Here is a 22,353-nt window from a genome sequence, read left to right as displayed (position 1 = left end):
TCGGGGTGAATCGCTCTACACAAGATTTTAGCCGATCGGGCATTCACTGCTCGGTCGGCTTGCCTTTTGGGCGATCGGCTAAAAAATATTTGATTTTTGTGTTCGACTCGCTGCAAGATCTGTATAATTTAAAAAATCAGTAAATATACGGTTGTTTTTTACCTGAGTTACCGGATCGAGGGCTACTTGCTCGTTAAATCTTTCTTAGGGAGTAAGTCACCTCAGTATAAATGCTGTAGTGTAGAAGAATAAGTTGTTGGGGTAGGTTACATAGTTTCACAGAAGAAACTCGATCGGGCAAGAGCCTGGAACAAACTCCCATCCTTCCAAGCGTTCGTTTTCACATTCAACTTTTGCAATCACCTGTTGAGGCACAACTATGATATTTGGCATAATTGGTTCTTCTTTCGTAGTTTACTTTTTGCTAATGTCGATCGCCAATTACGGCGACACAGGAATGTAGACTATTGAAGGCACTTATGCACTATCGACAAAAGGCAGCAGGCAAAAAAGCAGTTTCACAACTTCGGTGAAGTCTGGGCCTCGGACTTGTGTGTCGTCGTGCACGCGACAGGTAGTAAATATACATGGATGAAGGAGTCGTTAAGTACCGCTGCGACTGGAAACAGGCAGAACCCGTATCTGCTGAGGACATAGCGGATTTGATAGACTGGCGCGATCGAATCCACTCGTGGGGACTAATTGGCGTCTACGAAAATGGTATTGGTTTTGGGAACGTCAGCGTCAGGATTGGCAATTCTTGCCAGTTCGTGATTTCCGGCACCCAGACAGCACACTTGCGAGCTATGGGGCCTGAGTCATACTGTACTGTTACCGAATTTAACTTAGAACAAAATTTCCTCGGCTGCCGGGGCCCCGTACCAGCTTCGTCGGAGTCCCTGACTCATGCAGCTCTGTACCTTCACGGTTTCGATGTGGGGGGGATAATTCACGTCCACAATCCTCAACTATGGCAGCAACTGCTGTTTAAGATTCCTACTACTAGAAAAGAAATACCTTACGGCACTCCTCAGATGGCCTTAGAAATGTTTAGACTGTTTGAGGACGAGAATTTGGGCGATCGCAAAATTATGGCGATGGCCGGTCACGAGGACGGAATTATCTGTTTTGGCAGCACCTTGGACGAAGCTGGCAAAGTGCTCGCGGCTGCGATCGGTTATAGAGGAGATCTGGCACTATGCTCAGAAAAAGCGTAGAAACCGGGTTGATGGACAAAAAACCGAGGATGTGACGCGATACCAGTTCAAAAAAAGAATGCAACTACAGACCCGCGATCCAAACCCTTATAGAATAAGTAATTGCCAATTCTTTAATCTTTAATCTCAAATGGCATAAGTCTGTAGTCAGCAGCTAAGGTGATGGCGTTGGTGCCTGATGTGAGTTAAACTGAGCTGGGCAGTTGGCCTGTGGCAGATCGATCGATCTAGCCGGCGCGGGTTCAAAACTTTTAAATTGCCTCTTGCCTGTCAGGTAAGGTAAAGATATTTTAAAGAAACACACCATATAACAAAAGCTGAGAATCATTGTGAATCCAACTAAACTTGTAAGCTCAAAAGAACTGCAATCAGAGGTATCTCGTCTCACCGAAGAGCTGCAAATGCGCGACCAATTGGTGCAGCAATTGTCTCAAGAACTTTTTAGGCTGGTAAAGGGAAATTCAAGTTTTGTACCGGCGCCAGAAGTTTCCGATCGCCACAAAGCTCAAATGCAGGCGATGCGCGAACAACTGCAAGCTGTAGAAGAACAGGTAGGTTTTTATCAGGAACAAATTGCCGATCGGGATACAGAGGTTTATCAACTGCGGCAGTCGGTGCAAGAATTGACCGATCGCTCTCGGATGCTGGAACAAGTGGTGCAGGAATTGCCGGGAGTTTACCGCCAGAAGTTTGCCGAGCGGATCGAGCCGATTAAGGAAAAGTTAGATCAACTGCAAAAGGAAAACCGCCAGTTGCACACCGAGTTGCAAAGCGTTACTTACCGTCTGGCGGTACGCAATCGCAAGGCGAAGGGCCTGGATCTACCGAGTGTCGATCCTGATGACGATCGCGGGATTCAAATGCCGAGCTTTGGCAATGTCTAAGGTTTTGATTGTGGCGGGCGATTCGCGGGGCCCGGCAGATCGTCTCCTGGAGGCGATCGCTCAATCCGATCCTGTAACTGAAGTCAATATCTGTGGGGTGTCGGAACTCTATTCTGGTGCGATCGCCGATGGTGGAGCGATCGTTTGTCCTTTGACGCTGGATCTGCCGTCCGATCTGGTTTTTCTGGGTCAAGATGTGTTTAGATTTTGCGCTAATGTGGCGGCGGCGCGCGATCGAGTGGGGCAGAAACTACAAGTACCCGTGGGCGAGGGCAATTTTTGGCTGCCGGTGGTGTTGACTGCAAAGGGGCCGCTGTATGCAGAGGCGATCGCAGCGGCATCTGACAAGTTGTCTGGCGAGGTGAGTTATTCCTTGCCGCTGCATTTGTCGGATGTTTGGCGACAGCAGCTTTACGAGTTGGCTTTCCGCTTGCTGGTGAATCTTTTAAATGCGCCGCCTGCGACTTATTTGATGCAGTTTGGGTTCGTTGGGGACAGGATTTGTTTCGATCGGCTTTGGCCTTTTCCTGCTGCACCTGCGATCGCTTCTGTCGGCGTTCAAGTGCCGGATTTATTTGTCTGTCATTGGTATTGCTTGACAAATAAGCCTATTTATGATTTGCAAATTAGCTCTGCGGTTGTTTGAAGTGTATTTGAAATTTGAGATGTGAGATTTCAACTCGGCAGATGATTTTAATTAAGCAACTAAAGCGGGAGTTTCTGTTGAGATAATTTGCTCGCAACTGTCGAAAATCTCAAATAGTTGGTCGAGTTGAGTAATTTCAAATATTAGCCTGACTGTGACTGAGAGGTTGCAGATGACGAGGCGACATCCCCGGTGGCGGGCGGCGTTGAGTCCGCCGACTAGGGCGCACAAGCCGGAACTGTCGATAAAATCTACGTCGCCCATGTCTATTACCCATAGTTTGTGGCGATCGGGCAAAATCTCGGCTAGCTGTTGCTGGAGGAGGCTACCTGCTTGGGAGTCGAGGCAGTTGTGAGGTTGGAGGATGATGTGTTGGTTAAAGGAAAATTGCATAGCTGTTATCCTACGATTGTCAAGTATGAATAAGTGAGTTGACTTGCTGATTCTGAGACCGAGAATCAGCGGATGTTAGCTAAGGTTTTAGGATGCGCGATCGGGCTGATGATAAATTTAGTATGAAAATAGGCTTTCGATGGGCCCAACGCAACCGCAGCAATTCTCGATTAATCTAGTATGCCTGGAAGGGTAATTTTTAGTTGGGCGGGCGATCGCAAGTGTAGTGTGTTTTTCATCACAGCGAAAGATTGCACTATTGGCGGAATCGAGCCAATATATAAAAGTATTGAGCTTTGCAAAAGTTTACGAAGGCAGTATCGAATGTCTTTTGAGTTTTTATCGTTAGAGACTATTCAGCAGTTTGCTCATGATTACGGCTACTGGGCTGTATTTTTGGGAATTTTGCTAGAAAATCTGGGAGTCCCTCTTCCAGGCGAGACTATTACTATTGCTGGCGGGTTTTTAGCCGGCAGCGGGGAACTGAATTACTGGTTTGTGCTCGGAAGTGCGATCGCCGGTGCGACTGTGGGTGGAAATTTGGGTTATGCGATCGGCAGATACGGCGGCTGGCCACTACTGCTGAAGCTGGGACAATTTTTCCGCTTTCGGGAAGAACAACTGTTTGACCTCAAAGAACAGTTTAGCAAAAATGCAGCTAAAGCGGTATTTTTGGGTCGTTTCATCGCACTGCTGCGAATTTTTGCCAGCCCTCTAGCGGGTATTGCAGAAATGCCTTTTTGGAAATTTTCGCTGTTCAATGTTCTGGGTGCAGCAAGCTGGGCATCTGTGATGGTAAGTTTGTCATATTTCCTAGGACAAGTTGTGTCTTTGGAGAAGTTGGTAGCTTGGGCGGCTCAATTTGCGGTAGTTGCTTTACTGTTAACAGTTGCTTGGATTGCAATTCCTATTTGGTTGGAGTCGCGGAATTTGGACAAGACTAAGTAAAATTGGAAGCGATTCCCCAAAAAAAAACTCAATCTTCTTGTGGAACGGGCATCTTGCCCGTTCTTGAAAAGAGTGCAACAGATGAAACTTACATTTTGTACCGTGGAACGGGCATCTTGCCCGTTCACAAGAATAGTTGAACAGATGAAACTTACATTTTGTACCAATATCAGCAACGGGCTAGAAGCCCGTTCCACAAACAATAAACTTTTTACTGAAGTGGACTTCTACACCTCTACATTTATAAAAGATAAAAATCATGGGATACACTACAATATTTGACGGAACATTTCATTTAAATAAACGGTTATTAGACAGCGAAGCTATTTACTTATTAGAGTTTTCTCGGACGAGGCGGATGAATCGAAATCCTGCAATTTTGCAAGATGTTCCCGATACGGCGAGAACGGCTGTGGGTTTGCCATTGGGCAAGGAAGGCTGCTATTTTGTCAATGAAAAGTGGGATGAAGAGTCGGAATTGTCGATCGTAGATTACAACCACCCGCCGAAGACTCAGCCAGGATTGTGGTGTCAGTGGATTCCGACTGCTGACGGCGGGGGGATTCAGTGGAATGGCATGGAAAAGTTTTATGATTATGTGGAATGGTTGCAGTATCTCATCAACAATTTTATCGAACCTTGGGGTTATGTTTTGAGAGGCGAGGTGAATTGGCAAGGGGAAAGGGAGGAAGATGTGGGTATGATTTTGGTTGAGAGTAATGTGATTATTTCGCCGGAGGGTGCACAGGAATTGTTGAGGTATGCGGTGTCGCCGGTATCTGTGCCAAAGGTGGTTTGGGATTGTTTGCAAGCGGTGGAAGCGACGGGAGTTCCTCTGACGGGTTGGTATGAATTAGTCGATCGGGCTGTGGAGTTAGGACACGGGGAAGCGGCGCTTTGGGTTAAGCCTAATATTGAGAAATATCTCGATGGTTTGAATCGGGGTTTTGAGTTTGAGGGGAAGGTAATTAAAATGACAGATATTGGGCTGTAAGCAGTTGTTTTGATTGCGGATAAGTAGGTCATTGGAAAAAAACAATAGTATTTGGTAGGGGCGGGTTTAGCCGAGAATCCATGATACAAGCCAGTTGATCGAGGCAAAACCCGCCCTCCCCATCTAATATTTATTTGTACCCACTTAATCCGGTTATAATTGTGAGTACGATCGCACGAGGATGTAGTATGACGGCATCAACAGAAATTCGCGAAGAAGTAATGGAGAGTAAGCCACAGCCTTACTACTCTCCTGAAGAGTATTTAAAGCTGGAAGAGGTGGCAGAATTTAGAAGTGAATACCACGATGGCGAGATAATTCCTATGACAGGCGGCACACCGAATCACAATCGTATAGCCCTGAATTTTGGTGGGGCCCTGAATTTTGCTTTGAAGGGGCAACCCTATGATGTATTCATGAACGATTTGCGTTTGTGGATGCCGTCGAAGCGGGTTTATACTTATCCTGATGTCATGCTGGTGGCGGGGAAGTTGGAGTTTCTTGATGGTAGAAAAGATACGATTACTAATGCGGTGATGGTGGCTGAGGTTTTATCGAAATCGACAGCAAATTACGATCGGGGTGACAAATTTAAACTTTTTCGTTCTATTCCTAGTTTTCGGGAGTATGTTTTGATCGATCAGTACGAGATGCACGTCGAACAGTTTTCTAAGAGGGATGATAATAAGTGGGTTTTGTCTGAGTATGATGGTGCTGATGCGGTTCTGGCGTTGAGTTCGGTGCAGTTTGAGATGTCTTTGGGCGAAATGTACGATCGTGTGGATTTTGAGTCTGAGGAGTGAGGGATGGGGAAAGTGCGATCGCACTTTTGCCTCCACTCAGTTAATTTGAGAATAACCAACAGGACATTGTAGATTGCTCCTAGAGTTAAATACTGGCGATCCTGGAAGCTTTTTTGATGGTTGATTGCTTTGACAAAGTATACTTGATGTAGTTGGTTCACCACTAGCGCTTTTAACTAAATAAACTATACCTATATAATTTCTCAATCCATCTATCTTTGGCAAAGCAATTGATTGAACAAAACGGTTATTGTTGCTCAAAATAATGCTATAAAAGTAATTTTCTATTTCTGATTTCATGCCTAGTTGCAATTTTTCTATGCTAGATGTGAAACTATTTGTTTCGGCGTAAACAGCTCGTTGTGCCTGATTCATCATACCAACATAATTTTTTGCTTTTGCCTGTCTAGCCCTCTTTTGTTGCTCTTCGAGATTAACTACTGTAAGATTAGCAGGAAGTGCCGTTTGCTCAGATATTTTCCGAAAAACCTTTGCATTAGAACTAAAAGAGGTAGGTCTTGATTCTCCAATATTATCTAATTCTAAACGTAATTGATCATCAGCCGTCAAATCAAAAATTGTTCTTGCAATAACTTGATTTCCTACTAATAAATCTAGATATTTTGGTTGACGATTTACGTCAGTACGATACTCAAGTTCCATAAGTGAAGTAGCTGAATTAGACAAAAATAACTTCCCTTCCTGGGTGAAAATTAATATGAAAGACTGACCTGAAACTTGTATTTGCCATCGACCTATCAATTTTTTAGCAACAGAATTTTGAGTAATAGCAGTAGCTACAGAACTTGGAAAAGTTTGAGGATTGATTGAATTCCAGAATCCCAAGCCATCTAGACCTAATAATACTGTCGAGCCAGCACCAATTAATGCCCATTTCCAAGGTGCAAGATTAGAGTTCTTTTGAGGTATAGTCATAGTAATTACTTTTGGGTAGTTTGAGCAGAAATCGACGATTAAATTTAAATTCAAGAATCAATTAAGGAGCAGAAATAGTAAGATTATAATTGGTTTCTCTTGCCTGGAAGCCAACAACAACAATATAGTTGCCCACACTCAGATTTCTTTTAATGATTGCAGGCTTATCTTTAAAAGCCGATAGTATGTCTAGTCTACCACTAATCACACCATTCCCACTTCGATCTTCATATAAAGAGATTCCCACTTCGCTGTTCACACCATCTAGAGACAAATTGATGTCACTGGGATTTGCCAGTTTAAAACGGTAATAACGCTGTTGATTGTTGGAGCTAACACTTCCAGTTAGGGGGATACTACCTTGAAGAAACTCAAGATTTTTTGCTTGGCTTGTATTATTGATAAGCTGAAGTGAGTATTGAGTTTCTCTAACTTGAGATCGAATCACAACAATATAGTTGCCAACACTCAATTGTCTGTCAATAATTCCCTTTTTGGAGTTAAAAGCCGATTCTACGTTTAGTCTACCGCTCTTCACACCAGTCCCAGTTTGATCTTCATATAGAGACATTTCTACTTCGCTATTCACATTACCAAGATATAAACTGATGTTACTGGGATTGTCTATTTGAAAACGGTAAATACTTTCTTGATTGTTAGAGTTAAGATTCCCTGTAAAGGTGCAAGAACTATTGAGAAACCCAAGGTTTGCGGTAGTGCCATTTTGCTCTACTGTGCAGGGTTTTTCGTCAACAGATACTGTTGGAGTTGGCGATGGCGAGACTGGCGCTGGAGTTTGTGGTGCTGGAGAAGAAGTTGATGTCGGTGACGATGAAGGAGTAGGATCTGGTTTAGGAAACTCAGGTGGAGCGGGAGATTTAGGGCTGGGCGGTGGGGTTGGATTGTCTGGTAGATTATTATCACATTTCAAAATACCAAATTTACATAGAACATTATCTCCAAAAAGCCAGGTTCCTATATTCGCTATATTCGCAGCCGCCACTAAACCGCCTGCAAGACCTCCCAAAACTATAGCCATCCCTATTCTTCTTGTAGGTCCGCTAGGGCCACCACTACCGCGACTACCGCCACTACCACCTGATGACATTAATATTTCCTCCTATGCTAACAATTATTTGTCAATCACATTGCCTTCTCAGTCCTAGACACATGAAGACCAAAGAAACCGGGTTTTTCACCTAATCTGTGGGCTATAACGAAAGATTTTCGTAAAAAACCCGGTTTCTGACCTCCCCTGCATCCAGGACTATTTCTAATCATTAGCCTAATGTTGTTGAGAACGACATCAAGCTAGTACCGTTACTTTTTGCCTATTTCCACCTAATCATCTTTTATATTGAGATCATTCCAGTAGACGGTATCAAATAGATTATTACCAAAAACCACTTTTGTGAGCGCCCAACTTCCATCGGTATAGCGCGAGAATGTAGCTTCGCCCGGGCCTGAGTAGTTTACTTCTCTATATTCTGTTTTAACTCTTAAATTGGAAGCCTGTAATGTAGCTACAGCAGTATTATCTGGATTTTCGCGGACTCCTAATATCTGAATTGTTCCACTTCGGGAAGATTTCCATTTATTCACTATTTTTTCTGCTTTACTTGCAGACAAGGATTTATCTTGTTTAATTAAATCACAACCCGTAGTTAAAGTAGACAATACTCCTACACTACCAAGGTAAGATAGGGCAATCAAGCTGAATGTTACGAACTTTTTGTTTAACATGAAACTTCCTATTACTAAATTAATAGTCAGCAAAAATCAACCTAGACTAAGGTTTGGCACAAGACTTAAGGGTCAACACTGTTTGTATTGATTACATTCCACTTTAGCAAATCCACATCAGTCTTAAGAAATAAAAAAGTAATAAAAAAGTAACAGAAAAGTAATAATTAAGGGTAGACACCAAGTGGTTAGACTATTTAGGACTTAGGCAGAAACCGGGTTTTTTACGAAAATATTGCATCAGAGCCTTTAATATCGGTTAAAAACCCGGTTTCTTTGGTATTGATGCGTTCAGGACTGACTACTGCGGTATAATCTAGTGTTGAGGATAAATTATAGTTGTGAGAGGACTGTGACACATGACCGTTGACGAAGCTTTAACGATCGCAGAAACAGCCCTCAACTACGATCGCCTCAACAAAGTTCAAGAGATAGTGTTTCGTCAATCCTGGGAAGGGCGGTCTTATCAAGAAATTGCAGCCAGTGCTGAATATGACTATGATTATATCAAAGATGCTGGTGCTAAATTATGGAAATTACTATCAAAAGCACTAGAAGAAAAAGTAAAAAAAGATAATCTTAAATCAGTATTGAAACGATACTTACGACGCAATCAAGTGAACATACAGCGCAATCTGACCATCGAAGTTAACCTCAGCGGCGCAAATCTCAGTGGAGCAAATCTCAGCGGCGCTAGATTATTCGCAAACTTAAATGAAGCTGATTATGGTCAAGCAGATTTAGATAAAACCATAACCGCTAACACTGAAACAGAATTAGATAACTCTGAAAACGAAATTGACTGGAATGGTTTCTGCTTCCACTCAGAAGCACAAGTGAAAATTGCCGAAACCCTCGATCGCACTTCCGCCCTCTTCATCCCCAACACTCAACTGCGACTGACAACACCCGCCGGCAGACAAAACCAAAAAGCTCAATTTCTCGTCTTCCACCAAGGCAAATTAGGGATTCTTGAGGTTGACGGGCCCGAAGATGCAGCACCAGATGAAGCGGTAGATATTCTGGCGATAAATTCTGGAATCTGTCTTGTTAAACATTACGAAGCTACCCGATGCAGCGAACAACCGGATCTAGTTGTGCAAGAGTTTTTGGAAATATTGAGTCAGGAATAGGTATCATATCAAATCTTGATTCTTCAGTCTGCGGAGGCAGACTTCGTTGGTATAGTCGCGGTTTCAACCGCCGACTCTTCATTGGTATACTCGCGGTTTCAACCGCCGACTCTTACTCGATTTCCGAATCATTTCCAGTAAACACTACATCCTCATATATAGCATCCATAGTCGTGCGAAAATGAACACTAGCTAAATAAACTTCGCTTCCGGGCGTGTAAGACTGCAAAACCCACAACCCCTCAGCATTGCGGCGAAAACACTCCACTCGCTGCCGTTTTTGGCTAATCAATACGTACTCCTGAAGCGTTTCTAACTCCTGGTAGTCAGCAAACTTATCTCCGCGATCGAGCCCTTCTGTACCCTTTGACAAAACCTCGATAATTAAACAAGGATGTCTTTTAAAAGATTGAAATGCTTTGTCGCGTTCATCGCAACTTACCATCACGTCGGGATAGTAGTAGAGATTCTTAGATTCAATCCTCGCTTTCATGTCTGACATATAAACACGACAGCCACTACCCCGAACATGATTTCTTAACAGTGCAAATAAGTTGCCGGCGACAGTCACATGAGCATCGCTTGCACCAGCCATTGCATAGACTTCGCCCTGAATGTACTCATGTTTAATCTGGCTGAGTTCCTCTAATTTCAGGTATTCTTCTGGGGAGATGTAATTTTGGCTTTTATTGGCAATCATTTTTTTTTGAGGATTAAGTTTTTTATAATTCTAGTATCCGCAATCATATTATATCACAATCATTCTTTTTTTAAGCTCGCAATCTGTTGAGCAAACCACATAGCTGCACTGCCATTTGTTTCTGCATTCAAACGTTCCAAAGTTTGATTCAACAAACAAATTGGCAATCCTGAAAGTGCTAGAGAAGTCTCGCATTCCTGATACTTGCCGTTTGACTGCAATTGAAAGGCAAAAACTCGCAAACCTTTAACGTCAACTACCCAATATTCAGGAATTCCCAAACCGGCATAGAGATATTTTTTCTCATCTAAATCTATTGTTAAAGTTGTGTCCGAGATTTCGCCAACCAAATTAGGAACTCGCCACTGTTCTAAATTGATATAACGCCGTTCTCCTGTTTGCCAAGTTGGGTATTCGCTACCGAGGTAAAGCATTAAATCTGGCGATGCAGCTTGCTTTTTAGGTTTTTCTAGCAAGCAGCCGCCTAGCAAACTAAATATCTGTTCTGATTTTTTGCTAAACCAGATTGCGAATAACATCGGAAACAAGTTATTGATGATGGCGTGATTGATTCCTTCTCTTGCTATATCAATTACCAAGAGCCGATCGCAATTAAAGCACAATCCGATGTTATCATTATCGTTTGGAGTGTCGCGATAAGCCAAGTAATCTTCCCAAGTGGCGGTTTTCCACTGAGATGCAGTTGCCGTAATATTTGTTTGAATAACTCTTGAGATTGAGGCGGTCATGGCATTTGCGGGGATTTTTAAATTATTCTATTTATACCTTAGCAAATGCGGTGCGCCGCGCACACCCTACGTACTTTAAATCAGGTGCGCCGACTCCGATCTTCTCTTCAGTCCGCGGAGGCGGACATTGTTTGTGTAGACGCGGTTTCAACCGCCGATTCTTATCTGCCGATTCCGATATTTAAAATAAGGTGCGCAATGCGCACCCTACCTACTAATTTCTAGCCTCGATTCTTCTCCGACCAAATGCGCGTTGGCAATCCCCAAACATAGACAAATCCTTCGGCAGCTTTGTGATCGAATTCATCCTCTGCGCCGTAGGTTGCTAAGTCGAAACTGTACAGCGAATACTCGGATTTGCGGCCGACAATTGTGGCATTTCCTTTGAACATTTTTAGGCGCACGGTTCCAGTTACTCGTTTTTGAGTATCCTGAATAAATGCGTCTAAAGCTGTTTTTAAAGGGTTGTACCAAAGACCGTTGTAAATCATTTCGCTGTAGGTTTCTTCGATGCCGCGCTTGTATCGCGTGACATCTGCTGTCAAGGTCAAACTTTCTAAATCTCGGTGCGCGTGCATCAAAACTAAAATCGCTGGTGTTTCGTAAATCTCCCGCGATTTAATCCCGACTAGGCGGTTTTCAATCATGTCGATACGCCCGACTCCGTGATTTCCAGCTATTTGGTTGAGTTGGGTAATTAGGGCGACTGGTGCTAATTCTTTGCCGTTCAAACTGACTGGTTTTCCGCACTCGAAACCGATTTCTATGTATTCGGGTGTGTTGGGAGTGTTTTCGATCGCCTTTGTCATCAAAAACACCTCTTCCGGCGGTTCCGCCCAAGGATCTTCGAGGATTCCGGCTTCGATCGCCATTCCTAGCAAATTGCGATCGATACTATAAGGCGAAGACTTCTTCACCGGCGACGGAATGCCACATCTTTCGCCATAGGCGATCGTTTCCTCGCGGCTCATTTTCCACTCCCGCGCAGGTGCTAAGATTTTAATCTTGGGATTCAGTGCGCCGATCGACACATCAAACCGTACTTGGTCATTTCCCTTACCTGTACAACCGTGGGCGATCGCATCCGCACCGTATTTTTCCGCAGCTTCTACCAACAATTTAGCAATCAGCGGGCGGGCTAACGCCGTAGAAAGCGGATACCGATTTTCGTAAAGCGCGTTAGCTTGAATTGCTGGAAACGCATAATCCTTGACAAATTCCTCGGTAGCATCGATTACCAACGATTCCGAAGCACCAGATGCCAAAGCTTTTTTGCGGATCGGTTCTAATTCGTCTCCCTGTCCCAAATCCGCCGCCAGAGTAATTACCTCTTCGACTCCCCACTCCTTCATTAGGTAAGGAATGCAGACGGAGGTATCGACTCCGCCCGAATATGCTAGCACAACTTTTTTAGCGCGACTCATTGCTATTTACATCCTGAATTTAACTTAATACGGTTGGGTTAAAACTGTTTATTGCCCGGAGATCCCCCTAAATCTCCCTTAATAAGGGGGACTTTGATCAATTTCTTGTCCCCCCCTTTTTAAGGGGGGTGCCAGGGAGATCGGGCTTAACCCAACCGTATTGGAATTTAACCAACTTTGTATTATGCACCTAATTGCGATCGATTCTTGTCAGCAATCGTACAGATTTAGATATTCTTTTTTTGCTAAAGTTGGCTATTTCCCGGCCCAGTTGCTGCGAAAAATCTGCTACCGTGGGATACGGTAACTGTGGCGATGGAGAAAAGTTGTGTTTTTTAGTGTTGTGATTCCGACCTATAATCGTAAACCGATTTTGGCAAAATGTCTACTGGCTTTGGAAAATCAGCAGTTTGGTAGTAGTGTCATCGATTATGAGGTGATTGTAGTCGATGACGGCTCGACGGACGGGACGATCGAGTGGTTGGCCGCAGATGCCGAGTTTTTGCCGCACGTGCGATCGATCTGTCAATCTCACCAAGGCCCCGCCGCCGCCCGGAATTTGGGCGTTGAAGATGCCAAGGGCGATACGATTATTTTTATTGACAGCGATTTAGTTGTTACAGAGGATTTTTTGCAAGCACACGCAGATGCTTTGCTACAAAGTTACGGAGATACTGATGCGGTTTTTACTTACGGCAGCGTCATCAATACTTGCAACTTTGACAACCCTACCTCGGAACCTTACAAAATTACCGATTTTTCAGCGGCTTATTTTGCTACGGGAAATGTCGCCATTGCCCGCCACTGGCTGCTGGAAGCTGGACTGTTTGACAATCGCTTTCAACTGTACGGATGGGAAGATTTAGAATTGGGTGTCAGGTTGAAAAAATTAGGTTTAAAACTGATTAAATGTCCGCAGGCTGTAGGCTATCACTGGCATCCAGCTTTTAAGTTAGACCAAATACCCGGCATGATTGACCGAGAAATTCAGCGCGGGAGAATGGGAGTTTTGTTTTATCAAAAACACCCAATTTGGGAAGTAAAGCTAATGATTCAAATGACTGTTTTGCACCAAATACTGTGGGGAGTTTTGTCTTTGGGCGGGATGCTGAACGAGCGGACGATGACTCCTTTTTTGCAGTTGTTGATTAACCAAGGCAAACCGCAGTTAGCTTTAGAAATAGCTCGGATTTTTCTGAATTGGTATAATGTCAAAGCCGTGTATGCCGCTTACGGTGAATTGCAAGCTGATCCAAAAGTTTCATAAATTAGCCCGATCGCCTAAACAACATATAAGATATTGTCAGAGCTTGTTAGGGCTTGTGTAGTTGCCGAAAGAGAGTAAGTAGATATACTGAGAAAACACAAGTCCGAGCAACCCGATAAATACAGGAAAAACTGGGTTTTAAACACTGTAAAAGTTTGACGTTTAATGAAATTTGCCGATCGAGCCGGTGATTTGAGGAAGATTGGCTGTTTTCTCGATCGCCTGCGATAATTTGATTTGAAAAAAAAACCTTTATAAACTTATGATACAATTAGTAAACATCTAAGGAGTGCGCTATTTTGGCGATCGGATGGTTACAGGGAGGCTGAGGGTCTGATTTATGCTACATAGCTGATAAAGGCCTCGCATACAGTCGCTCATTAACCGCCAGCGCTCGAAAAACAAGATGCGGAGCTGATTGAAACTTGTATTGCTCAAATCCGCGCCATAAATCAACGTCTACCCAATACTCTTGTTGCTGCAAGCTAATAGTTAGATGCACAAACAGTTGTGGGATTTAATGAATTTTAAAATAAATTCAAAAAATAATACTTTGAGGGGGTCTGTTGTGAATAAATCTGACCAAAAATATGCAAAAATACAAACACGGGCATCTGAAAGCGATGCCTTAAAACCAAATATTTTAATCGTTGACGACCACCCAGAAATCTTGCGCCTTTTATCCCAGCTTTTCTCTAACCTGGGATATAAAGTACGGCCGACACAGGATGGCAAATTAGCCCTGAAGTTTGCGCTGTCCACTCCACCGGATTTGATTTTGCTGGACATCATGATGCCCGGTATGGATGGCTATCAAGTCTGCGAACAGCTAAAAGCTTGTCCCGAAACCAAAGATATTCCTGTAATTTTTATCAGTGCTTTAAATGAAGTATTTGATAAAGTCAAAGCTTTTGCGCTGGGAGGAGTAGATTACATTACTAAACCGTTTGAAATAGAAGAAGTAGTAGCCCGCGTCGAAAATCAACTGCTTCTATCCCGGCTTTCTAAACAAATCATAGCACAAAATGCGCGGCTGCAAGCAGAAATAGAAGAACGCAAGCGGATCGAAGCACAACTGCGAGAAAGTCAGCAGTGGCTGTCGGCAATAATTAAAATGAATCCCAATGTTTTGTACGTTTACGATGTGATCGAACAGCGGACTCTGTATCTCAATCGCGAACTGTATACCGATCTTGGCTACTCGCTGGCAGAAATACAGCAAATGCCATCAGCATTTCTTCCTAACTTAATACACCCTGACGATTGGCCGGCATTCTCAGAACACATGAGCAGGATTGAGACTGCAAAAGACGGTGAAAGCTTTGAGTTTGAGTACAGAATCCAGCACAAAAATGGTGAATATTGCTGGTTTGTTAGCCTGGATACCGTGTTTGTCAGAACAGTGGATCGCAAACCTTGGAAAATTCTGGGAACTGCTACTGAAATTAGCGATCGCAAACAAGCAGAACTCGAACGGCAAACAGCTTTAGCTGCTTTGGAACGGCAAATCAAGCAAAGATTTTTGCTAGAAACAATTAGTCTCGAAATTCGCTACAGCTTAAATCAGGAGCAAGTTTTTCAAACAGCGGCGGCCCAAATCGGTCGAGTTTTTAATGCCGATTCTTGCTTAATTCATACCTATACAGAAGATCCAATTCCCCGCATTCCTTGTGTGGCTCAGTACACAAAATCTGAATCGAAATCGCTTTTAAATGTAGAAATTTCCGTGCAGGACAATCCTCATGCTCAGTTTGTATTGTCCCAAGACAAAGTTGTAGTTACTGACGATATTTGTGCCGAACCGCTACTAGAAAATGTCAGAGATTTATGCGGCAAAATAGGTTTTAAGTCGATGATAGCCGTCCGCACTTCCTACCAGGGAAAAGCCAACGGAATGATCGGCTTGCACAAGTACGATCGTCCCTACCACTGGACGCAAGATGAGATCAGATTATTGAAAACTGTGGCGGCACAAATGGGAATTGCGATCGCCCAAGCCAATCTTCTCGAACAAGATAAACAGCAGCGACTGAAACTTCAACAGAGCGAAGCTAGTCTAGCCGCCGCCCAGAAAATTGCCCATATCGGTAGTTGGGAATTTGATTTTCTGACAAATAAAATTACTTGGTCAGAAGAAGTATTTCGCATTTTTGATCTTGACTCAACCGCACCAGAACCGACATATATCGAACTTGTAGAGATGTATCATCCCGACGACAGAGACTTGTTCCAACAAACTGTCAGCCTCGCTATCTCACAAGGAAATTCCTATAAAAAAGAGTTCCGAATTTTGCATCCCAGCGGTCAAGTTCGATACATGGAAACAAGGGGAAGATCTGTTTTCAACGAAACCGGAGAAGTAATCAAACTGTTGGGAACAGTCATGGACATTACCGATCGCAAACAAGCCGAAGCTGCTTTGCAAATTAGCGAAGAACGTTTTTCTCTAGCATTTGAAGGCAGTGCGACGGGATTGTGGGATTGGAATCTTGCGACGGGAGAAGTCTATTTTAATTCCCGGTGGAAAACGATGCTGGGATATGAAGTAGAGGAGGTAGAAAATAATTTCGCTGGGTGGGAGCAACTGGTACATCCAGACGATGTGCGTCCGGCTAAAGCAGCGATAAATGCTCACCTGGAAGGCAGAGAGCCGACTTATGAAAAGGAATTTCGGATGCTGACAAAATCCGGCGAGTGGAAGTGGATTTTGGCTCAAGCTAAGGTGATGGAACGCGATGCTGCGGGAAATCCTCTGCGGATGACGGGCACGCATACTGATATTAGCGATCGCAAACAAGTAGAAGGAGATTTGCAATTTAGCGAACAGCGAGAACGAGAAAAAGCCCAACAGCTAGCACAAACTCTGGAAGACTTAAAAAATGCTCAAGCCCAACTCATTCAATCCGCCAAAATGTCAAGTATCGGGCAAATGGTAGCGGGAGTTGCCCACGAAATTAACAACCCGATTAGCTTCATCTACGGCAATATTATTCCAGCCGCACAGTACGCTGGCGATTTGGTAAAATTGATCCAACTTTATCAGCAATACTATCCCGAACCAGTTCCCGAAATTGCCGAAGAATTGACAGAAGTCGAAGTAGATTTTATCGCTGAGGATTTCCCGAGAATCCTGGCTTCAATGCAACAAGGTGCTAACCGAATTAAGCAGATTGTGCTGTCTTTGCGCAACTTTTCGAGACTGGATGAAAAAGAGCGCAAAGTAATCGACATTCATGAAGGGATAGAGAGCACTTTGGTGATTTTGCAGCACCGATTGCAGTCACAGCCACAATTTCGGGAAATTCAAGTTGTTAAAAATTACGGCGAACTGCCAAATGTCGAGTGTTATCCGGCGCAATTAAATCAGGTATTTATGAATTTGCTGTTGAATGCGATCGACGCTGTGGAAGAGTCATTAGTCATCAGTCATTCGTCATTAGCAAACAATATTTCAACAGTTACAAATGATGCTGGACAAATGTTTGAGAAAAATCCTCAGATTCGCATTAGCACTGAAATAAATAGAGACAATCAAGTTGTTGTGCGGATTGCTGACAATGGGCCCGGTATCCTTCCCGAAGTTCAGTCAAGGATGTTTGACCCATTTTTTACTACAAAGCCGATCGGCAGTGGCACTGGTTTGGGATTGTCGATTAGTTACCAAATTGTGAAAGATAGCCACGGCGGTAAGTTGTGGTGTGATTCAGAAGTTGGCCGGGGAACAGAATTTGCGATCGAACTACCGATTTCGCAAAAAGTGAAAGTTCGGCAACGGATTATGTAGCGGATTTAACGGATGTTAGGGAAGGATCTATTTTATGGTGCGTTAGAACCTGATATTTTTTCTGATATTTCAAGCAAACTGTTTAGCTTTTAGTTTGATATTATCCTAATCGTGATACAATTAAAGGCTACTTTTTTCGCTGCTAGACGTTGCACTCTTTCTCTTGGGAATGAATTTTACAGTTGATTTCATACATATTATCTCAACTTGCGTCTGTAGCATCTACTACATTTTTACTGAATTATGACTGACTCAATTCGCTTCCTCATGTGCGCTCCCGACCACTACGACGTAGATTACGTGATTAACCCTTGGATGGAGGGCAACGTCCACAAATCATCGCGCGATCGCGCCGTCGAACAGTGGGAGAAACTCTACCACGTCCTCAAAGACAATGCCGTTGTAGACCTCGTGCCGCCCGAAAAAGGCTGGCCGGATATGGTTTTCACCGCCAATGCAGGCTTGCTTTTAGGCAATACTTTTGTCCTCAGCCGCTTCTATCACAAAGAGCGCCAAGGCGAAGAACCCTATTTCAAAGCATGGTTTGAAAGCAAAGGTTTCACCGTGCACGAACTGCCCAAAGACTTGCCGTTTGAGGGCGCTGGCGATGCTTTGCTCGATCGCGAAGGACGCTGGCTGTGGGCCGGATACGGCTTCCGTTCCGAACTCGACTCGCACCCATTACTAGCAAAATGGCTCAACATAGAAGTGCTGTCGCTGCGTTTAGTAGACGAACGTTTCTATCACCTAGACACCTGTTTTTGTCCCCTGACAGGCGGCTATTTGCTCTACTATCCAGCAGCATTTGATTCCTACTCAAACCGCTTAATTGAAATGCGAGTTGCGCCGGAAAAACGCATTGCCATTGAAGAAGCTGATGCCGCAAATTTTGCTTGCAATGCTGTCAATATTGACCAAGTTGTGGTAATGAACAAGGTCAGCGAAGGCTTGAAAACGCGCATCACTAAAGCCGGTTTCCAAGTAATTGAAACGCCGCTGAGCGAATTCCTGAAAGCCGGCGGTGCAGCTAAGTGCCTGACGCTGCGGGTGACGGAACCGGTGCAAGAAGATCGATCGGCAAACGTGATGGTAGAAAGCCGCACAATTCGCATGGAAGGCCACTTGCTCGATGCGGGTTTAATCAGCCGCGCTTTAGATTTAGTTATCGAAAACGGCGGCAGTTTCCAAGTGCTGAATTTCAATCTCGGAGAGCAGCGCCAAAGCACATCATCTGCGGATGTAAAAGTTTCGGCACCTTCCCACGATGTGATGGAAGAAATCATGGGATTGCTGATTGACTTGGGTGCAGTGCCGCCGCCGCAAGACATTTGCGACGCTATTTTAGAAGATGTAGTGCAAGATGGTGTCGGCCCGGATGACTTTTACGTTAGTACGATTTATCCCACGGAAGTGCGGGTAAGCGGCCAGTGGGTGAAAGCGCGAAATCAGCGGATGGACGGTGCAGTTGCGATTACTGAAACCGCAGGAGGCCCGGTGGCTACGTGCAAATTGTTGCGCGATTTAAAAGTAGGTGAAAAAGTCGTTGTCGATGTGGTTGGTATCCGCACTATCCGCAAAACAGAATCGCGGGAACAGCGTAATTCTCAGGAATTTAGCTTTATGTCTGGGAGCGTTTCTAGTGAGCGCCGGGTAGAATTGGTAGTGGAACAAGTAGCGTGGGAATTGCGCCAAATTCGCGATCGGGGTGGTAAAGTTGTAGTTACCGCGGGGCCTGTGGTAATCCACACCGGCGGCGGCGAACATCTAGCGCATTTGATTCGCGAAGGTTATGTGCAAGCGTTGTTGGGCGGAAATGCGATCGCGGTTCATGACATGGAACAATCGAGCATGGGAACCTCTTTGGGAGTTGACATGAAACGCGGCGTTGCTGTGCGCGGCGGACACCGACACCACTTGAAAATGATTAACACCACGCGGCGTTATGGCAGTATTGCTAAAGTCGTTGAAGCAGGCTTGATTACTAGCGGTGTGATGTACGAGTGCGTGAAGCACAATATACCCTTTTCGCTGGCTGGTTCAATCCGCGATGACGGGCCGCTTCCTGACACGCAAATGGATATGGTTAAGGCTCAAGAAGAGTATACTGAGCTGTTACGGGGCGCGGATATGGTGCTGATGCTGTCGTCTATGCTGCACTCGATTGGTGTGGGAAATATGACTCCGGCTGGTGTGAAGATGGTCTGTGTGGACATTAATCCGGCGGTGGTGACTAAATTGAGCGATCGGGGGTCGATCGAATCTACTGGAGTTGTTACGGATGTGGGATTGTTCCTGAGTTTGTTGGTGAATCAATTGGATAAGTTGACTAGCCGCCATCATGTAACTCAATCTGTTTAGATTCAGGGCGGATTCGGCGCGGATTCGGTGGTTGAAACGGTGTAGACTCGGCGGTTGAAACCGCGTCTACACAAACAATGTAGACTCGGCGGTTGAAACCGCGTCTACACAAACAATGTCCGCCTCCCCGGACTCAAGAATAGAGCGCGTAGGGTGCGCAATGCGCACCTTACAAAATTCCTAGAAATGTTGAGAGGAAAATCAATGGTACAGGAATTAATAGACCTCAGAAATTGTATTTTAGAAGGCAGGAATGAAGATGCTCTCTTCATTGTCGATGAATTAGAGGGCATGAGCAAACAAGCAACTCTGCGGAATATCGGGTCTTTTTTACTAATTCTGCTAATCCACCTCATTAAAAACCAAGTAGAACAGCGTTTAACAAATTCTTGGGCCGCTTCTATTGCTAATTCTGTTCGAGGTATTAAAAAGCTCAATCTCAAAGATAATAAAACATCTTACTATATCAATGCCGATGAGTGGGAGCTTTTCATAGAAGATGAACTAGAAGCCGCAATTCGTGAGGCTAGTAGGGAAGTGTTGGAAGGAAGGTTAAGCCGCGCTCAACTTGCTAAGAAGGTGGACAGAGAGCAAATGGTTGCGATCGCAAATCAGCTACTATCCCTGACATACACTTATGCTAGAGGAGAATTCGAGGATGCGATCGACGAATATTTATCGCAGTTACCTGGGGGTGAAGAGTGGAATGTAGACAGTTAAAAAACATTACTAGATAGTCGGTAATCTCGCGCGTTGGGTGTGCGTTGCACACCTTGCGAAATTCCTATAAATATTGAGGTCAAGAGCAATGGTACAGGAATTAATAGACCTGAGAAATTGTATTTTAGAGGGCAGGAATGAAGATGCTCCCTTCATTGTCGATGAATTAGATAAGAACTAATGGCTGGCCCTAAACCTCCGATTGTGTATGGTATCCAAGATAGAGGTTCACCATACCAAAGCGTATTAAAATATCTATTCCCTATGATAATAATTGACCAACAAAACCATGTTATGGAAAATGTGTAAAGCAGAAAAAGCCCGATTGGTAGTAGCGATCGCTTTTATAGTTTCATATTTCCTCTAAATTAGTATATTATCGCAAATTTTCACTCAAAGTTTATGCGATCGCCTCAACAATCATCTTCTCAAGTTTGCTAAAGGCGATCGCTATCTCGCTCAACAACAAATATTCTCAAATGATTTGATGTGTTTTAGAGGGCGATCGGCAATTATCTCTCGAAACCTAGCAACTAAATTAACTATTTTTGCTGGCCTAATCTCGAATAGAAATAAATAATCTCAACGATGCGAGCTCCAAGGGTCTAACGGCTTACGCTTCAACGAACGGCAATGATATAGCGTGTGTCACCTTTTTGCGTGCAAGCGCTTGTTAGATACTTTTACCATGAGGACCGAGGAAACGCTCACCATTAAAATGAACTAGATGATCAGGGTTATCTGCAATCCACACTTCAGTTTCCCATGCAATATCAGCCGCATTCTTGCGAAATTCAGCACGGTCTGGAAACGCTGTCACGTAAACAAGACCTACCTTACAATCTTTGAAGGTTTCCTCAAGTTCAATCCAACGCTTTGGGGATATAGGACCATGACTGGTAACTGCTTCAATCAAAAATAGCCATTCCCGATCTTCGTCATACACTACAATATCTGGCAATTTGTCATGTGACATTGGGGTTACACCTAGAGATTCCAGATATTCGGCTTCTCGGAACATCAGCTTTCCGCCTTCTTTTCGACTGCTGGCGGTGTCACCAATGTATAACAATCGACCGCCAGAACCGATGAAGCGCGAACAGAATTCGTGAACAATGTCAGCGTGAAGCTGATTATGCTTACCAGGTGACAACGTGATAGTTTCGCCATTTGGTAAGCTAATTGGAATTTTGTGCATATCAAGAGCGCGTTCATATTGTGCCTTCAATTCGGGCACCGCGTCTTTGTAATTTTGAACTTTTCCCAACCAGCCGCCGTTCGGGTATTCCGCCAGAATTTCCAATATTGACCGATTCAATGAATAGTTATTGTCTTTGCTATTGGTTGCTCGTGTAGGGTCGTCTCGGTTTCGATCAACAATACGGGCTTGCTCGAATTGATGAAGTGTTTGCCGTCTAATGGTTTCGCGACTGTTCGGCTTATAATCCATTCCATATTCGTTACGGATGAATTCCATGATCTTTACGGTTTGCAAAAGCTTTGCTGTTGATGAACTCCAGTTATCTGAAGGTTTTATGTTAGCCAACGCCAAAAAGACCCATGCTGATCGATTATTACACTGTGCTTTTGGCAGCCCCAAGGCGGTCAATAATGCTTTCGCTTCATTAAGTTTTTCTTGTTGTTGTACCATAAA

19 protein-coding genes are annotated in these 22,353 nt (G+C 44.1%); 11 read left to right on the top strand and 8 right to left on the bottom strand.

The features are described from left to right. Positions 1-587 precede the first annotated feature (587 nt). The 3 genes from QUB68_RS20550 (at position 588) to QUB68_RS20540 (ending at position 2,747) form a co-directional block, all read left to right on the top strand. Complete coding sequence (locus tag QUB68_RS20550; protein ID WP_332995906.1) at positions 588-1,217, top strand: class II aldolase/adducin family protein; 630 nt, start codon at positions 588-590, stop codon at positions 1,215-1,217. 329 nt (positions 1,218-1,546) lie between these two features. Further along, positions 1,547-2,101 carry an Npun_F5560 family protein gene (locus tag QUB68_RS20545; protein WP_332995904.1) on the top strand — a complete coding sequence of 185 codons (555 nt, stop codon included), beginning with the start codon at positions 1,547-1,549 and terminating at the stop codon, positions 2,099-2,101. Beyond that, positions 2,094-2,747 (top strand): hypothetical protein, encoded by a 654-nt coding sequence (locus QUB68_RS20540; protein WP_332995902.1) that lies wholly within the window; start codon positions 2,094-2,096, stop codon positions 2,745-2,747. The genes QUB68_RS20545 and QUB68_RS20540 overlap by 8 nt, the downstream gene beginning before the upstream one ends. A 51-nt stretch (positions 2,748-2,798) precedes the next feature. Here the strand turns inward: QUB68_RS20540 and QUB68_RS20535 are convergent, their stop codons facing one another. Beyond that, positions 2,799-3,140 carry an STAS domain-containing protein gene (locus tag QUB68_RS20535; protein WP_332995900.1) on the bottom strand — a complete coding sequence of 114 codons (342 nt, stop codon included), beginning with the start codon at positions 3,138-3,140 and terminating at the stop codon, positions 2,799-2,801. 324 nt (positions 3,141-3,464) lie between these two features. Here QUB68_RS20535 and QUB68_RS20530 point away from each other — a divergent pair, with 324 nt between their 5' ends. From QUB68_RS20530 to QUB68_RS20520, 3 genes are all read left to right on the top strand, one after another. Then, positions 3,465-4,088: a DedA family protein gene (locus tag QUB68_RS20530; protein ID WP_332995898.1), complete on the top strand. Its 624-nt coding sequence runs from the start codon at positions 3,465-3,467 to the stop codon at positions 4,086-4,088. 259 nt (positions 4,089-4,347) lie between these two features. Further along, positions 4,348-5,082 carry a hypothetical protein gene (locus QUB68_RS20525; protein WP_332995896.1) on the top strand — a complete coding sequence of 245 codons (735 nt, stop codon included), beginning with the start codon at positions 4,348-4,350 and terminating at the stop codon, positions 5,080-5,082. 188 nt (positions 5,083-5,270) lie between these two features. Continuing rightward, positions 5,271-5,885 (top strand): Uma2 family endonuclease, encoded by a 615-nt coding sequence (locus QUB68_RS20520; protein WP_332995895.1) that lies wholly within the window; start codon positions 5,271-5,273, stop codon positions 5,883-5,885. 36 nt (positions 5,886-5,921) lie between these two features. On the opposite strand, the gene QUB68_RS20515 is transcribed toward QUB68_RS20520, so the two are convergent. The 3 genes from QUB68_RS20515 to QUB68_RS20505 all read right to left on the bottom strand — a co-directional run bounded on the left by QUB68_RS20515 (position 5,922) and on the right by QUB68_RS20505 (position 8,597). Continuing rightward, positions 5,922-6,821, bottom strand: coding sequence for a type IV pilin-like G/H family protein (locus QUB68_RS20515; protein WP_332995893.1), 900 nt, complete (start codon positions 6,819-6,821; stop codon positions 5,922-5,924). A 61-nt stretch (positions 6,822-6,882) separates the two neighbouring features. Next, positions 6,883-7,929, bottom strand: a complete 1,047-nt coding sequence (locus QUB68_RS20510; protein ID WP_332995891.1) for a hypothetical protein — start codon at positions 7,927-7,929, stop codon at positions 6,883-6,885. Between the two features lie 233 nt (positions 7,930-8,162). Then, complete coding sequence (locus tag QUB68_RS20505) at positions 8,163-8,597, bottom strand: hypothetical protein (protein ID WP_332995889.1); 435 nt, start codon at positions 8,595-8,597, stop codon at positions 8,163-8,165. Positions 8,598-8,923: 326 nt separating this feature from the next. Here QUB68_RS20505 and QUB68_RS20500 point away from each other — a divergent pair, with 326 nt between their 5' ends. Next, positions 8,924-9,697 (top strand): pentapeptide repeat-containing protein, encoded by a 774-nt coding sequence (locus QUB68_RS20500; protein WP_332995887.1) that lies wholly within the window; start codon positions 8,924-8,926, stop codon positions 9,695-9,697. Positions 9,698-9,809: 112 nt separating this feature from the next. Here QUB68_RS20500 and QUB68_RS20495 read toward each other — a convergent pair whose 3' ends face one another. From QUB68_RS20495 to QUB68_RS20485, 3 genes are all read right to left on the bottom strand, one after another. Further along, positions 9,810-10,397 (bottom strand): Uma2 family endonuclease, encoded by a 588-nt coding sequence (locus QUB68_RS20495; protein WP_332995885.1) that lies wholly within the window; start codon positions 10,395-10,397, stop codon positions 9,810-9,812. Between the two features lie 59 nt (positions 10,398-10,456). Further along, complete coding sequence (locus tag QUB68_RS20490) at positions 10,457-11,146, bottom strand: Uma2 family endonuclease (RefSeq protein WP_332995884.1); 690 nt, start codon at positions 11,144-11,146, stop codon at positions 10,457-10,459. A gap of 221 nt (positions 11,147-11,367) precedes the next feature. Next, on the bottom strand, positions 11,368-12,570 hold the full coding sequence (locus QUB68_RS20485) for an argininosuccinate synthase (RefSeq protein WP_332995882.1): 1,203 nt from the start codon (positions 12,568-12,570) through the stop codon (positions 11,368-11,370). A 328-nt stretch (positions 12,571-12,898) separates the two neighbouring features. Between QUB68_RS20485 and QUB68_RS20480 the strand changes: the two genes are divergently transcribed. The 4 genes from QUB68_RS20480 to QUB68_RS20465 all read left to right on the top strand — a co-directional run bounded on the left by QUB68_RS20480 (position 12,899) and on the right by QUB68_RS20465 (position 20,699). Continuing rightward, a complete protein-coding gene (locus QUB68_RS20480) occupies positions 12,899-13,837 on the top strand; it encodes a glycosyltransferase family 2 protein (protein ID WP_332995880.1) in 939 nt (312 codons plus the stop codon). A 568-nt stretch (positions 13,838-14,405) separates the two neighbouring features. Then, positions 14,406-17,621, top strand: coding sequence for a PAS domain-containing protein (locus QUB68_RS20475; RefSeq protein ID WP_332995878.1), 3,216 nt, complete (start codon positions 14,406-14,408; stop codon positions 17,619-17,621). Positions 17,622-17,864: 243 nt separating this feature from the next. Continuing rightward, a complete protein-coding gene (gene argZ, locus QUB68_RS20470) occupies positions 17,865-19,979 on the top strand; it encodes a bifunctional arginine dihydrolase/ornithine cyclodeaminase (protein ID WP_332995876.1) in 2,115 nt (704 codons plus the stop codon). Positions 19,980-20,183: 204 nt separating this feature from the next. Further along, the gene (locus QUB68_RS20465) at positions 20,184-20,699 is read left to right on the top strand and encodes a DUF29 family protein (protein ID WP_332995874.1); all 516 of its coding nucleotides are present in this window, start codon (positions 20,184-20,186) and stop codon (positions 20,697-20,699) included. Between the two features lie 673 nt (positions 20,700-21,372). On the opposite strand, the gene QUB68_RS20460 is transcribed toward QUB68_RS20465, so the two are convergent. Continuing rightward, a complete protein-coding gene (locus tag QUB68_RS20460) occupies positions 21,373-22,350 on the bottom strand; it encodes a BsuBI/PstI family type II restriction endonuclease (protein ID WP_332995873.1) in 978 nt (325 codons plus the stop codon). Positions 22,351-22,353 lie beyond the last annotated feature (3 nt).

Origin of the sequence: Microcoleus sp. A006_D1, assembly GCF_036702805.1 — a bacterium.
Lineage (GTDB): Bacteria > Cyanobacteriota > Cyanobacteriia > Cyanobacteriales > Microcoleaceae > Microcoleus.
The sequence above is the reverse complement of the archived record's forward strand: the minus strand, read 5'-3'. Positions and strand labels throughout refer to the sequence as shown.